This window comes from Rhizorhabdus sp. (assembly GCF_018006725.1).
Lineage (GTDB): Bacteria > Pseudomonadota > Alphaproteobacteria > Sphingomonadales > Sphingomonadaceae > Rhizorhabdus.
In genome coordinates, this window is record NZ_JAGMXV010000024.1 from 1 (window position 1) to 14160 (window position 14160).

At 60.4% G+C, this 14160-nt stretch carries 14 protein-coding genes and 1 pseudogene; 6 read left to right on the forward strand and 9 right to left on the reverse strand.

All coding sequences use genetic code 11. The features are described 5' to 3' along the window. A pseudogene (locus KAY22_RS05725) lies at positions 1 to 302 on the forward strand (hypothetical protein); the annotation flags it as partial. A gap of 82 nt (positions 303 to 384) precedes the next feature. Here KAY22_RS05725 and KAY22_RS05730 read toward each other — a convergent pair. Next, positions 385 to 594 (reverse strand): hypothetical protein, encoded by a 210-nt coding sequence (locus KAY22_RS05730; protein ID WP_296621030.1) that lies wholly within the window; start codon positions 592 to 594, stop codon positions 385 to 387. A gap of 405 nt (positions 595 to 999) precedes the next feature. On the opposite strand from KAY22_RS05730, the gene KAY22_RS05735 reads away from it, so the two are divergent. Further along, entirely contained in the window at positions 1000 to 1476 is a 477-nt protein-coding gene (locus KAY22_RS05735; RefSeq protein ID WP_296621032.1) for an MgtC/SapB family protein, read from the forward strand. A gap of 102 nt (positions 1477 to 1578) precedes the next feature. On the opposite strand, the gene KAY22_RS05740 is transcribed toward KAY22_RS05735, so the two are convergent. Then, the gene (locus KAY22_RS05740; protein ID WP_296621034.1) at positions 1579 to 1833 is read right to left on the reverse strand and encodes a hypothetical protein; all 255 of its coding nucleotides are present in this window, start codon (positions 1831 to 1833) and stop codon (positions 1579 to 1581) included. Positions 1834 to 2549: 716 nt separating this feature from the next. Here KAY22_RS05740 and KAY22_RS05745 point away from each other — a divergent pair. Continuing rightward, a complete protein-coding gene (locus tag KAY22_RS05745) occupies positions 2550 to 3155 on the forward strand; it encodes a hypothetical protein (RefSeq protein WP_296621035.1) in 606 nt (201 codons plus the stop codon). Here KAY22_RS05745 and KAY22_RS27910 read toward each other — a convergent pair. The 3 genes from KAY22_RS27910 to KAY22_RS05755 all read right to left on the reverse strand — a co-directional run bounded on the left by KAY22_RS27910 (position 3135) and on the right by KAY22_RS05755 (position 7482). Further along, on the reverse strand, positions 3135 to 3686 hold the full coding sequence (locus KAY22_RS27910; protein ID WP_366514068.1) for a helix-turn-helix domain-containing protein: 552 nt from the start codon (positions 3684 to 3686) through the stop codon (positions 3135 to 3137). The two genes, KAY22_RS05745 and KAY22_RS27910, sit on opposite strands and share 21 nt — an antisense overlap. 435 nt (positions 3687 to 4121) lie before the next feature. Then, entirely contained in the window at positions 4122 to 6386 is a 2265-nt protein-coding gene (locus tag KAY22_RS05750; RefSeq protein ID WP_296621038.1) for a heavy metal translocating P-type ATPase, read from the reverse strand. Between the two features lie 208 nt (positions 6387 to 6594). Beyond that, the gene (locus tag KAY22_RS05755; RefSeq protein WP_296621040.1) at positions 6595 to 7482 is read right to left on the reverse strand and encodes an NAD(P)/FAD-dependent oxidoreductase; all 888 of its coding nucleotides are present in this window, start codon (positions 7480 to 7482) and stop codon (positions 6595 to 6597) included. Between the two features lie 343 nt (positions 7483 to 7825). On the opposite strand from KAY22_RS05755, the gene KAY22_RS05760 reads away from it, so the two are divergent. Together KAY22_RS05760 and KAY22_RS05765 are read left to right on the forward strand one after the other, a co-directional pair. After that, on the forward strand, positions 7826 to 8068 hold the full coding sequence (locus KAY22_RS05760) for a flagellar biosynthetic protein FliQ (protein WP_296621094.1): 243 nt from the start codon (positions 7826 to 7828) through the stop codon (positions 8066 to 8068). A gap of 99 nt (positions 8069 to 8167) precedes the next feature. Next, positions 8168 to 9451 (forward strand): type II restriction endonuclease, encoded by a 1284-nt coding sequence (locus tag KAY22_RS05765; protein ID WP_296621042.1) that lies wholly within the window; start codon positions 8168 to 8170, stop codon positions 9449 to 9451. Positions 9452 to 9569: 118 nt separating this feature from the next. Here the strand turns inward: KAY22_RS05765 and KAY22_RS05770 are convergent, their stop codons facing one another. The 4 genes from KAY22_RS05770 to copC form a co-directional block, all read right to left on the reverse strand. After that, a complete protein-coding gene (locus KAY22_RS05770; protein ID WP_084391168.1) occupies positions 9570 to 10853 on the reverse strand; it encodes a glycosyltransferase in 1284 nt (427 codons plus the stop codon). Positions 10854 to 10856: 3 nt separating this feature from the next. Continuing rightward, positions 10857 to 11384, reverse strand: coding sequence for a DUF2141 domain-containing protein (locus tag KAY22_RS05775; protein WP_084391167.1), 528 nt, complete (start codon positions 11382 to 11384; stop codon positions 10857 to 10859). 636 nt (positions 11385 to 12020) lie between these two features. Continuing rightward, positions 12021 to 12956, reverse strand: coding sequence for a copper homeostasis membrane protein CopD (gene copD, locus KAY22_RS05780; RefSeq protein ID WP_279729507.1), 936 nt, complete (start codon positions 12954 to 12956; stop codon positions 12021 to 12023). A 4-nt stretch (positions 12957 to 12960) separates the two neighbouring features. Next, complete coding sequence (gene copC / locus KAY22_RS05785; RefSeq protein WP_296621051.1) at positions 12961 to 13341, reverse strand: copper homeostasis periplasmic binding protein CopC; 381 nt, start codon at positions 13339 to 13341, stop codon at positions 12961 to 12963. 222 nt (positions 13342 to 13563) lie between these two features. Between copC and KAY22_RS05790 the strand changes: the two genes are divergently transcribed. Continuing rightward, the gene (locus tag KAY22_RS05790; RefSeq protein ID WP_296621053.1) at positions 13564 to 14160 is read left to right on the forward strand and encodes a cytochrome c; all 597 of its coding nucleotides are present in this window, start codon (positions 13564 to 13566) and stop codon (positions 14158 to 14160) included.

Consider the following 14160-nt stretch of genomic DNA (forward strand, 5'->3'; position numbering starts at 1 on the left):
CATCGCCGGATAGAACTGAGCCGTCGCCTTTCTGGCGCGACCGTAGAAGGCAGCAACAAGTAAGATCTCGCGCCGGCTATCTGGGCGAGCTTGGCGTAGGATTCCGCCCCCTCCCGCAAACGCCCCCGGATAGCAGGACCGAAGTGCTCGACGCCTTGAATCAGCGGCTGCCGGGTGAAATGCAGGACGGCCAGAGCTTCCGCTACGGGGTGATCAATCTCGGAGGACGAGATCGCCAGAACATTTTAACGACGCTGCGCGACTGCTTACAGCATCTGACACTCAGACTGGAACCGGTGTGAAATCTTCACTCGCCGTCGGGCCGTGATCCGCGAACAGAGCCTTCTGATCGGACATCTGACCGCGGATCGAATCCGGCTCCGCTCATGGTGCAACATCACACTGCATTATCGACGATGGACGTTGCGACAGCCAGCTATCAATTATGGCCGCCGTCGTGGCCACCGCCGTCGTGCCCGCCGCCATACCCATGGCCACCGCTATATCCGTGCCCACCGCCATATCCATGACCGCCGCTATATCCGTGCCCGCCGTCATACCCATGCCCGCCCGGATATCCATGACCACCATCATATCCGCAAACCGATGTCATGGCCACCGTGGCGCGTAAGGGCGCGCCGCGATGGCCATGACGGAAAGCCTATACGTTTGGCGCCTGCTTGGGAAATATGAGCGCGTACCAGCGTCAACACCTTGGTGCTTTCGAGCCATGTGGCGAGAACTGGGTGCAGTCCGGATAAGAGCAGCTACCCCTCCTCTGGTCACGATCCTAGTCCGGAAAGGCCCCAACGGCTGCAGGAGAATTCCTAGATACATGTCTGCTGGCTCGCACCATCGGTTCGCAAAGGACCACAAATAGGCCAGCCGAGAATGACGGCGGTGCCGTCAGGTTCACTGCCATGGCTCCGCCAGCCGACGTCCCTATTTCACGAAAGCGCTGTCCCCATACGTCGCATAGCACATGCAACAGGAGAGATTATGACATCAGTTGCGGCGGCGGATGCGCCATGGTGGGTGGATATCGGGCGCATCGTCCTTGCTGCCATGTTGGGTGCTGTGATCGGTTGGCAGCGGGAACATCGGGGCCGGGAAGCCGGAATCAGAACCTATATGGCCACCGCCTTGGGCGCCTGCGCATTCGGGCTCATCTCGGGCGCTATCGGCGATCAGGGCCGCATCTCTGCCGGCATCGTTACAGGAATCGGATTTATTGGCGCGGGGATTATCCTGCGCGACGCCGGACGGGTCACGGGGCTCACAACAGCAGCAACTCTCTGGGCTTCTGCCGCGGTGGGCCTGAGCGCCGCGTACGGCATTTACCACCTCGCTATCATCACAGCAGTGATGCTTCTTCTGATCCTCGAGTTGCACCGCATGCCGGGGTGGACGAGACTTTCGCACCGCTCCCGACAGCACGCGCAACAGGCCAAACCCAAGGAAGATCATGCCGAATGACCCGCGCGCCGTCTACCTTCGAAGATCGCTCATTCCAAAAAATTGTACCAGACAGGGCATGTAACCTTGCGGTGTCAACTGGCGCCCGATAAGCCAGCCGGTTCAAACCCGCACTCTATCTGCGCGCATCTGATCAAGTCCGCGAACGCCTGCCTCTGCGCCTCGCAACAGCGTCACCAGATAGAAAGGCCGTCGGTGTTCGGCTTGCAAGGTAAAGCCTGGCGACCAGGCGAAGGCGTCGTGGATGCGACGGGATCGGCGAGAATCCGCGTCAAAACGGAAGAAATAGTGATTGACCAGCATGCACATGCCGCCAGGCGCCAAAAGCGTTGGGACGTACGCGGCGATGGCTTTCAACGTCTCATCATCCGTCGGCGACAAATACCCAGGCTTTGAAACAGAACATTCCCAGTGAATACGTCCCCTGCGCCTCGCGATCAGGGCTTCCTAGCCGGATATCGGCACTGATTTCTTCTGCGTCTTGCGCCGTGTTGCGGCTGCCCGGCGCCATCGTTGGCGCAAGCGCTCGAGCTCTGACCCTATCTATGCGGTCCCGGCCGTGATGAACGGTGCCGGCCCGTGTGGTGGAATCGGCAGAGTCGATCGCGGGCGTCACAAGGAAGATGCTCTTTATCGAGGGAATCCGCAGTACCCCATGGTCGGGCGCGACTGTCTTCTACTCTTCCTCAGTCTGGAATTGCTGAGGCGAGCATTAAGTCCCTTTAATGTTGACGCTCCGCGGGCGGTGGCCTCGAGGCAGAATTGGGTTCTGGTCAGAAATCCTTGCACGGCGCAGCCGATCAAGGGATAACTGTCTCGCTTTGCTGCTCCGCTCGGTAGGCAAAGCCGGGCTTGAAAACCTGCTTGGGCGGGACTCACTGCTATGGGGCGGCAAGGCAGGAGTCTTCTGTCGCAAGCGCGTGACTGTCAGGCGCGGCTCATCCTATTCGCCAGCGTTTTATGCCCGGTTCAGCCGTCGCCCACTCAGAAATTCCGAGTGCTGGCGATTCGTTCAAGACGATGAGTCGCCGACGCGTCACCGTGCCACAGAACATTTTTCATCGGAGCGCGACATGGGACTGACCTCGGAGCAAGTGCATTGGATTTTTGGCGCGGCGTTGATGCTTATTGGGGCGCTCCTGCTTTGCCGCGCCTGTGGAAGGCTGAACAGTCGTTGGCTCGATTTCGTGATTCCTGCAGGATTGATCGCCTTCGGCGTTGAAATGGCGCTCGATCCCTTTGTGCATGGCTCCGCAGCGCCGGGTGGCTACGCCGCCGAAAGCGGCCAACATCTGGTCCTGGGTGCGATCCTCATTCTCTGCGCCGGGGTCGAGACTGTTCGTGTTTGGAAGGACCGCAAAAGCCTGATGTGGCGTGCGCCGCTGATCGCCGGCATATTGACGGCGGCCGCGGTCTTCGCCTTGCACGCGCAGCACAGTTCGGCCGCTCCCATGCTTTTGCTGATAACACAGCACCGAGTTATCAGCGCAACCCTTGCTGCCGCAGCGCTGTCGCTTTTTCTTTCTCCGCGTGGCGACCCAGCGGCTCGACGCCCCATAGCGTTCCCGCTCCTGGTTCTGCTGCTTGGGGCAGAGTTCATGCTCTATACCGAAGGCAGGACAATCTTCGGTAACGCCGATAACGTGCCCGCCAGCCACTCAATGGCTCCGATGCGCTAATCGTAAAGCAATTAGTTCTGACGCCGTCACGCCGAACATGCGCCGCATTGTCCTAGCCAGGTGCGCTTGGTCGGCGAACCCGCCTATGTGCGCCGCTGCAGCCAAGCTTTCGCCGTCAGTTACCGCGCGGAGCGCATATTCGAGCTTGCGCCAGAGAGCGTATCGGGCGGGCGGTACGCCCAAGGCACGCTTGGCAAGTTCCCGGAACCCGGAGTTCGACAAACCTGATCGGCTGGCGAGGTCCCGCATGCTGAGCGGATCACCCTGCGAACCGTCTGCGACTGCAAGAAGCGAGCCTAGCCGCTTGTCTGCGGCCGAAGTCGGAGGCCCGATTTCTTGCAGGAGAGCCGTCACGAATTGCTCAGCCGGGGCGCCTTCTTGAACCAAGCGCCGGATCAACGCTCGCAATTGCGGAACGGGCGCCACTCCATCGGCGCTGAGGCGTCGCAACGCACGGCCGAGCCGCCCCCGCGGATCCGCATAAAGCAAAAGGGCACGGGTTGAGCTGGGATACACGCGGTGCGCGACCATTGGGCCGAGCACCACTGCGTCACAAGTGAGAGTCTCGTCTCCAGAGAATCCGAGTTCGAGCCTCCCATTCAGACCGACGACGAGTTGCACGGCGACGTGAGCATGCAGGTCCTGATGTTCCACGAGACCACGATAGATCGCCCAACTCGCTCCAAAATGAAGCTCGCCGTTCCAAAAAATTCAGGTTCGTTGACAATATGAACTCTGCTCTTCTCGATTCGATCGAAGGCCGTGCCTGCCGCGCCGACCCGGGCGCTTTCGCAATCGAAGATCATGAGCGATCGCATGTTCTGATTCACGCGACAACATCCTCCGTCAAAGCCCGCGCGAGCGCGGGATTGCTCGAGGGCTCGACACGGCGGAAAGCGCTGAAACTGTCTGCGACTGCGTATGGCGCACCGGATGTGACAAGAAACCGGTTGAGGCTGCTGGCTCTTACAGTGCCGCCCGATTGAGGCGCAGCGCGTTGGTGACCACGCTGACTGAGGACAATGCCATCGCTGCTGCAGCGATGATCGGCGAAAGCAGGATGCCGAAGATCGGATAGAGCAGCCCTGCCGCGATCGGGATCCCGGCGGCGTTGTAGATGAAGGCGAAGAACAGGTTCTGGCGGATGTTGGACATCGTCGCCTCACTAAGCCGGCGCGCGCGCACGATGCCATTAAGGTCGCCCTTCAGCAGCGTCACACCAGCGCTTTCGATCGCGACATCGGTGCCCGAACCCATCGCAATGCCGACATCGGCGGCGGCGAGCGCCGGCGCATCGTTGACCCCGTCGCCTGCCATGGCGACGATGCGCCCTTCACTCTTCAATCGCGCGACCACCGCGCTTTTCCGATCTGGTAGCACTTCGGCTTCGACATCGTCGATCCCGAGCTTTCGCCCGACCGCTTGCGCCGTGGTGCGATTGTCGCCGGTCAGCATCACGACCCGTATGCCCTCCTTGCGAAGCGCCGCGATGGCCTCGGCCGTCGTCGCCTTGATTGCATCGGCGATGGCCAGAATGCCGGCCGCCTGCTTGTCGATGCCGATGAAGATGGCGGTCGCGCCATCCTGACGCAGTTCGTCCGCCTGGGGCTCGAGTGCGCTGACGTCGACCCCGCTTTCAGACAGGAAACGGGCGTTGCCCAGGGTGATGCGCTTGCCATCCACCGTGCCGATCGCGCCCTTGCCGGTCGGTGAATCAAAGTCGGTGACTTCGGGAAGCGCAATCCCCCTATCCTTGGCGGCGGCGACCACGGCCAGCGCCAGCGGATGTTCCGATGCCCGCTCCACGCCGGCGGCAAGCCGCAGAAGCTCGGTCTCCTCATAGCTTGTCGCGGGAACGATGCGGGTAACCGACGGCCGCCCCTCGGTCAGCGTGCCGGTCTTGTCGACGACCAGTGTGTCGATCTTCTCCATCCGCTCCAGGGCTTCGGCATTCTTGATCAGCACGCCGAGCCCTGCGCCCCGGCCGATGCCGACCATGATTGACATCGGCGTCGCCAGCCCCAAGGCGCAGGGGCAGGCGATGATGAGGACAGCGACAGCGGCGATCAGGCCATGGGCCAGACGCGGCTCTGGCCCCCAGATCCCCCACACGCCAAAGGCAATGACCGCGATCAGCAGGACCGCAGGCACGAACCATCCCGCGACCCGATCGGCCAAGCGCTGGATGGGTGCCCTCGAACGCTGGGCGTCAGCGACCATCTGAACAATACGGGCCAGCATCGTGTCGCGTCCGACCTTCTCTGCGCGAATGACGAGGGCGCCGCTCTGGTTGATCGTTCCGCCGATGACCGCATCGCCCAGCGCCTTCGTGACCGGCATCGACTCGCCCGTCACCATCGACTCGTCGAGCGAAGATCGGCCGTCTTCGACCTTGCCGTCGACGGGTACTTTTTCGCCGGGCCGGACACGGAGACGATCGCCGACGGCCACCTGCTCGAGCGGGACCTCCTCATCATCCCCGTCGGCGCCAATGCGGCGCGCGGTCTTGGGCGCGAGGTTGAGTAGCGCCTTGATCGCGCCCGAAGTCCGCTCGCGGGCGCGCAGCTCGAGCACCTGGCCCAGCAGCACGAGCACGGTGATAACGGCGGCGGCCTCGAAATAGATCGCGACCGTCCCGTCCATCATGCGAAACGCTGCCGGGAATACCGACGGGGCGATGGTTGCCACCACGCTGTAAGCCCAGGCCACGCCCGTGCCCATCGCGATCAGGGTGAACATATTGAGGTTCCGTGTCCGCACGGACGCCCACCCACGTTCAAAGAATGGCCATCCCGCCCAGAGCACGACCGGGGTAGCCAGCGCAAACTGAAGCCAACTAGATAGTCGGGGCGGCACAAGATTATGCAGCGCCGGGAAGAGGTGGCTGCCCATCTCCAGGACAAACACCGGGATGGTGAGCAGCAAGGCGATCCAGAAACGCCGGGACATATCCAGAAGTTCACCGCTTGGCCCAGTGTCGGCCGTCACAAGTTCCGGCTCAAGGGCCATGCCGCAGATCGGGCACGGCCCGGGATGATCCTGGCGGACCTCCGGGTGCATGGGGCAGGTCCAGATTGCGCCCGGTTGAGCGTTTGCCGCCTCCTTGTCACCCTCGGACAGGTAGCGTTCCGGGTCAGCGACAAACTTCGTGCGGCAACCTGCGCTGCAGAAATGATAGTCCTCGCCGTTATGCGAGGCATGATGTGACGTTCCCGTTGGATCAACCATCATCCCGCAAACCGGGTCTTTGACCGTTTTCACGTCCGTGCCGCCACCGTGCTTGCCGGCGCAGCAGCTATGGGCGCCCGAATTGCTAGCTGGAACAGGATCAGTCACAGGCTCGTCTCCTTATCGACGAAATGCAATCTGGGGTCTGACATCGTGTCAGGGTCAAGCCCGACATGCATATATTTCTGATGGATTATTCTGCGCTGGCATCTCAGACGGGCAACAGATTGTGGATCGCCGTTGCAGCCTTTGCGGCCTGACCGGCCGCAACAGCAATTTGATCCAGCCCTTCGACCATGTCGCCAGCAGCGAACAGGCCGCTGACCGTCGTTTGTTGATGCTCGTCGACGACAATGCACCCTACCTGGTCCAGTTTCGCGCCGGCCATGTGCGCGAGTTCCGAGCGAGGGGAGGTTCCGAGGGCAACATAAAGGGTGTCGAACCGAAGCGATCGGCCATCGGTCAACTGAGCGATCAGATTCTTTCCATCGATCGACAAACCTCGGACAGGGGCGTGTTCGACCGCGATACCGCGTCGAGCCAGATCTGCCTCTTCGGCCTCCGAAAGTTGCGAGCCGTCCTGCGCGAGCAAGGTGACGGTGTCGCTATAGTGCCGCACGAATACAGACTCGGCGGCGCCATGGTCTGAGCACCCCAGCACGGCCACCCGCTTGCCGCGTACCTCATAGCCGTCGCATATCGGGCAATAGCGTATCAGACCTTGCACGAGGCCTCGATCATGCATTTCCAGCGCCATTTGCGGACGATGATTTATCACGCCTTGGGCAAGCAATATCGTGCGGGTATTGACGGCCTCGACACCTGTAGTGACCAGGAAGCCCGTCCGGGTCTGTACAATCCCATTGGCTAAACCATCGGAGAGCTTCGCGCCGTAACGCAGGGCATGCCGGCGCATCCGCGACAGCAGATCGTCGCCCGATATGCCTTCTGGAAAACCCATCAGGTTGTGCGTGGCTGGAATGGAGGACGCGCGGCCGTCGCCAGCATCGATGACCAGCGTAGAACGCAGAAACCGGCCCAGATAGGTGGCTGCTGTCAGCCCTGCCGGGCCGCCGCCTATGATGACACAATCGTACATGCGAGCCTTTCGCTGACCTCGGCCGTCACTGATATTACGCGGCACGACGCCTCTTCCCTCGAACAGAGACGCGCTCTTCCAAAAAAAGATCGGGTCGTGAGGGGTAAACGCCAGCGCTGCGCAAATTCAGATGAAGCACATCGCCTGGCAGGATGGACAGCCGAGGTGCCCACGGGTCGCAGCGTGGCGCCGGGGCGAGCGGATGTGGGGAAGACGGATTGGCATCAACCGATCGCGCTCCGTGTCGCTCGCCCCGCAACATAGGTTGCAGCATCACGGGCAGGGGCGTCCGCATCATAGTCGGGTGGGAGCAATGGAGACCTACAGCCCTTTCTCAACCTCGATGGGCCAGGCGCTTTGGGTGATCATGCTCGTCGCTGGCCCCCCGCTGATAATCATGTTGGTGGTCGGGCTGATTGTCTCGATGATCCAGGCTGCTACATCGATCAGCGAACAGACCGTGAGCTTCGTCCCGAAGCTCCTGGCGTTCATCTTGTTCCTCGCGCTTTACGGGGCAACCGCTGGCGATCTCCTGATCGACTATACCCGTGACCTGCTGACGCATATTCCGGACGATATCAAATAATGAGATCCGATTTTCATTCGGGGCGACCGCGCAAAAACTGGCCGAATACGTGGCGGAGTGCTAGCGTCGGAGAGGATCGGCGCGAAAGGGGAGCGGGGTTTGGCGGAGTTTGAATTGCTGGCGCGGCAACTGATCCAGCGATGGAAGGAAGACCCGAACGCGACGTACCAGAGCTGGTTTCTATGGGACGAGCGCATCAAGAATTTTCGCTCGATCAGGCGTGGTCTGGCTCAAGTGGTTGCCGAGATCGAAGCCGGTCGGTTTGGCGTGGCCTATCGCGGTTCTTCTCTGGAGACGGTCGTTCATTCAGTCGCCGAGCAGAGGCAGATATTCAAGGGGGCGGATCATGCGTTTCTCTGGAAGCCCAAATTGCGCATTCCCGACATCTATGAAAACCCGGCGAACCAACGCGCGTTTGGTCGATTGCTGGACCATTGCGCCTGTTGCGACACCGCGGAAGAGATCATCGCAGGTATTCACACGATCGATCGTCTGAACATCAAAGGGCTGGGGCCAGCGGTGGCCAACCTCCTCTATTTCCTGCATCCAACCCTCGTGCCGCCGTTCAACACGGCGATCGTCAACGGATACAACAAGCTGACCGGCGGCAAGGTGAAGCTCGGAAGCTGGCAGCATTTTCTCGCAATGCGCTCGGGCGTGCTCGACCTGAACGAGCGTTTCCGCGATCTGCTGTCGAACGATCTGGGCGCCATTGGTGGCCTTCTGTTCGACATCGGCTCGGGCCGCTATCCCGCGCCCCCGCGCGACGAGGAAGACCAGACTCTAGGATCCTGGGCGGCGCGCCTCGAGCGAGCCCGGGCCGAAGCGCAAACCCTCAACAAAGCGCTGCAAAAGCAGGGCGAGAGTGACCGCACTCATTCGGAAATCCAGGCGTGGCTGCGCGATATCGGTCTAGCGCTGGGGTATGACATCTGGATCGCATCCAATGACCGGGGACGGCTGCATGACGGGGTGCGCTTGGGGGAGGGGTGCCTCGAAAGCCTGCCAACTTCCATTTCGACATCGACGGGAGCGGATGCGATCCGCCTCATCGACGTTTTGTGGCTGGAGCGGGGCGGCGACCGGGTCGCAGCAGCCTTCGAAGTCGAACATTCGACGTCTATCTATTCGGGTATCGTCCGGATGCTGGACCTTGCGCTGAGCGGCAGCGATCTTCACGCGACAGCCGGATTGTTCCTTGTCGCTCCTGACGCTCGCGAAAGCGAAGTCCGAGCGCAAATCGCAAGGCCCGCGTTCAGCCGGATCGCGGACCTCGAAATCGCCTATCTTCCCTATGGCGAGCTCGAACGGCACAAGGAGGCGATTTCCCGGTTTGGCTCGGGTCTAAAGGCAATCAAGGCGATATCGCGCGCGCTGCCTTGAAGTCGGACTAGATCACGGATGCAGGCGGAGCGATCCATCGAGGTCACCAGAAACCATCAGGTCCAGGATCGGCTACTCGACACCGAAAAGCATGATCGCAATGAGGTCCGGCACAGATCTAATCGACCTTGGAGGTATGGCTCGAGGTTCGGACCACATCGCTCGCTCGCGCTCGAGCCATTGACAGCCCTGGCCTGGCACACTGCAAGGATAAGTCTCTCCAAGCCGTGCCAGCTCCTGGTCTCGATCTGACGGAGCACGTATAAAGGTCAAATAAGTCCGTGAAATGTTGGTCCATAGTGCGGGTGTCCTGAGCGGCGACGCGCGCAGTTGCCTGATGACTATCAGCACCTTCTCGCGCCAAACGCTGGATCGCTTGTGCGAGGCTTGCCGCTTTTGCTGAATGATAATGGTATCCGGCATTTGTGACTAGATGCTCAGCGACGGCACCGCTGTCAGGCACGAGCATTGGCAGACCGCTAGCGCGCGCTTCAGCGGCGATCATGCAGAACGTCTCGGATTCGCTGCCATGAACCAAGGCATCTCCGCTAGCGAGGAATGTGGCGAACTCGTTCCTGTCCGAAATTGGTGAGATGAGACGGATGTGGGGATTGCCCGCAACGGCTTTGTGAACCGCAGCACTACATCGGCCGTCACCAGCTATAATCAGACCGATAGGGTGCTTATAACCGCTGGCCGTGACAGCCTGGATTATCATTGGCCAGCGCTTTTCGGGTGCGTGGCGACCGGCACCTACCAACAGGAGAGCATGTTCCGGAAGGTCGCATAGTTTAAGAAGATATCGCCTCGCGTTCAAGTCGCGGTTAGCGGGTGAAAATATGTCAGGCTCGACCCCCATACGATTCATGACGACTTTTTTGAGTCCTCCCTCCTTCAAGCGAGCCGTAAGGTCCGAGCTTGCGCATATGATATGATCGAAGCGCTCATCCAGGCGCCTCAGACGTTGCCAGAACCATTCGAACCCGCGATCGATCATCGGCCGGCTCGCTACACCTCTAAACCACCTGTAAGCGTAGTTCCCGAGCGGATCGGCATGCATGATGAGGCTGCGCGGAACGTCGGTGCGCCAACGCGCGACGATGCCGGCGCTGCTCCATGGCGTTGAGGCCTCGACGAAGTCAGGTTTTAGTGCATTGAGCTTGGCGTGCAACGCGGCCTCATCGTAGAAATAATTGTAACGCTTATCGAGCGGGAACGGTTTGCCTTCGACATATTCGATTCGAGCGCCGGGCCCCACGATCTCCACGCCGGGCTGGATGGAAGGGACTAGGACAATAATCTCGTGCCCGAGCCGGGGGCCGGCACGCATCTTATGGCGAACATAGGTTTTTACGCCGCCACCGAGAGGAGAGTAAAAAGCGCATACATCAACGATCCGCATTGCTTATTCCCCCTTCAACGGCGCGAAGGAGAGAAAGCCCCTATGATAGTTGAGGACGATGCGTGACCGGGTCGCCGTTCGTCCGACAGTAAGGGTCACGGCAGACGCGTTCGGCTTGCTCCACCCGAGTTTGGGATTTTGCGCAAAACCGACGCCGTCGACCAATATGCTGAATTTCCCGCTGGAATCGCGATCATGAAGCAAGCTGACCGCATAGGTGCCCGGTCTCGGTACTCTGATGCACATGCGTAGGGGCGTGTCGCGACGGAGCGGCAGTTCGAGCCGACGGAATATCTTGCCTTGAGCGACGAGAACGTTGGCATCCTGCAGGAAATCGTCGTCGTGGGGTGGCCACACCTCAAGCTTCAACAGTCCAACGCGGTCTTTGAGACCCGCAACATCGATAATTATGGCCGGACCATTTTCATCTGGACGGCACTGGGCACCTGCCTTGCCTAGCTCGGATAAGTGCACCTGTGCCGTGGGCGTCGCTGCCAGGGCGGCAACGCCATAAGCGATTTCCATCAGCATTGTACTTGTTGCCCTCATTTGCCCGAGGACGGCGCGCGGCGTACCTCAGAATGCGCCTGATCACCGGGATCATTTCGGTAGGCCAATGCGCCACTGATCCGGCGTCTCATGATTGAGGCCGAATTCGTTACGTATTGGAACGTCACACCTTCCTAGACAGCCGCTGGCGCTGACCCGACGGTTAGGCGCCATGGAATTGGGCAGATGGCTAGAAAGTGAGGAGTGGGCGCTACCGAAGTGTGGGAGGTCGCATCAATTCTGCGAGAAGATCCTGCGCGCGGAGATCATGCGCCAATCGGCCGAACATCTTCTTGCGGACTGTGCGGTTCCAAAACGCCAGCGTAACGTCGTTCACCCGAACCGCAGGCATATGCGAATGATCTGTGGCGGGCTCTTCATTGCTGCCGGTATCGCCAGCATTTGCACCGTCCACATGAGCATCTACGCGTAATTCGGCGAGTGGTCTGTGTTCCGTCTCCGCAGAATGTATGACAGGACTTGGACCGCCATGCGAAACGACGAGAGCTATAGAGAGCAGCATCAACAGCGCTCTGACCGATCGTTTATGGAACTGCGCAGTCGACATACACAAAAATGAGGCCTTTGAAATAATGCGTGCGCTGCCCTGACGCAGGATCACATGCCGGAGGCAGGTGGGGCCAACAGGCCTAACCAGGCAACGAGGGCAAGAATGGTAATGGCAAACCCGGTCTCGATTGCGAGGCTACGGCGCAGTGACCCTATCGCCGATGAGGTGTTGCCTGTCTCGATCGCCGCCGCGAGCGACGGCGTCAGAAAGTAGCGATTGGCCGCCGCCAGCAACAGCATCAAGCCGAACAGCAGCAGCTTTGCCACCAGCAGCAGGCCATAGAGGCTGGTAAACAGGGATCCCAGATTGGAGGGGCCGATCAGTATCCAACTATTGATCAAACCCGACACGATAAGCAGCGCCACGACCACCGATCCGACCTTCGCAAATCCATCCAGCGCGCGGTGCGAGAGGTGAATGTGATCCACCGCCATGCGCGCGGCAGGGCGGAAAACGAGGAGGCAAAGCGCGAACAACGCGCCTACCCAGATGCCCGCTGCCCAGAGATGGATGATATCGGCACCAAGATGGACCCATCCCCGCAAGCCTTCATCGGCAGCGCCATGACCCGTCCAGGCCAAGGTCGCCAGAGCGACAGCGGCGGTCGCTGACAGCGACCACAGGGCGAAAGCGGGACGCCGCCAACCGACGATGGAAAAATAGAGCACGAGCAGGAGGGCCGCGACCCGTACCTGCCAGACCGTCCCGATCGCCGTGCCCGATATGAGAAGATTGACCGTGGCGCGGTCTACCTGATCGAGTGGCACGCCCCCCATCGAGGCCGCCAGGACCATCATGCCCAGGATAGATAATACGATACCGGCCAGCGCGATTGTCGCCAACACCGACCGGAAACGCAGGACCGAGCCGGATGCCCGCTCAGTCCCGCGCAACGTATATAGGCCGAACATCGGCAACCCGAAGAGGAGCATGAGATCGAGGAAAAGTCCCAGCCTCACTGCGATCGCTATGATGTCCGGCACGGTCTTACTGGACCTTGAAGGTGTAGCTGCCCTGGATGCGATGGGTGTCAGCAGAGACGACGTGATAGTCGACCTTGTAGGTTCCAACCGGCAACGGCTTGGCAAGCGTCGCGACAAGGGTCTTGCCATCGGCACCTACGGTTGCCTTGACGCCGTTCATCTTCATCGGCCCCATCTTCATGCCCGGCATTTCAGTCATCGTCAGGTCGAGCCCCGAAAATTGTGCGACGAGCGCTTCAGAAAAGACGAGCTGAATTCTGGTCGGGGCGGCGACCACGGCATTGGCGGCAGGAGTTGCGCCATTGAGCTTAGGGTGAGCCTGCGCAGCGGTAGCGGTGAGGACAGACGCCGCCATGGCGACGGCAAAGACTGTTTTACGAAACATCGATTTCTCCATGGGCGGCGAGACTGCCGACACATCGAATTACGCACCACGCGGCGCCACCCCTCATCAGGCGCACAAGAATTCTTCAAATCAGAACCCCGGCGGGATTGCGAATGTGAAGTGCGCGACAGATGAGGGATCGAAGCTTGCAGTGCGTATGGACAATTGGATGGGTGTGAGAACCACCTGAATCCAAGGGACGCTGCCGCGCGGGAGGAAGCTATGGAGAATGCTAGGACGGTTTGGCTGCGCAGGCACTTTCCAAGTGTGGGCTTTATCGCTGCAACAGCGCTGGTCGGCGGCGCGCTAGCGGGGATCGTCGTCTATGTAGGTGCCTATGACATAGGGGCGGATTCGCCACACACCAAACCGGTCTATTGGCTGATCGAGCAGCTCCGAGATCGTTCCATCGCCGTGCGATCTCGCGATGTGAATGTCCCGGCTAACCTTGGGGACGTGAAGCGGGTGCAGAGCGGGGCGGGGCTGTACACCGAGATGTGCAGCGGCTGCCATCTCGGGCCAGGACTGGAAAAGTCCGAAATCAGCCAGGGACTCTATCCGAGGGCGCCGGAGCTTTCCCGCGAGGAGCAAAGATCGCCAAAGGAGCAATTCTGGATCATCAAGCATGGGGTCAAGCTGACCGCGATGCCGGCTTGGGGTAAGACCCATAGCGACGAACTGATCTGGGACATGGTGGCTTTCGTGCGGCAACTTCCGCGTATGTCACCCGCCCAATATCAGGCGGCAATAGCCAGTGCGCCCGAAGACCATGACGCGATGATGAAAGATATGCCCGGCATGACGAAGACGGCGCCATAG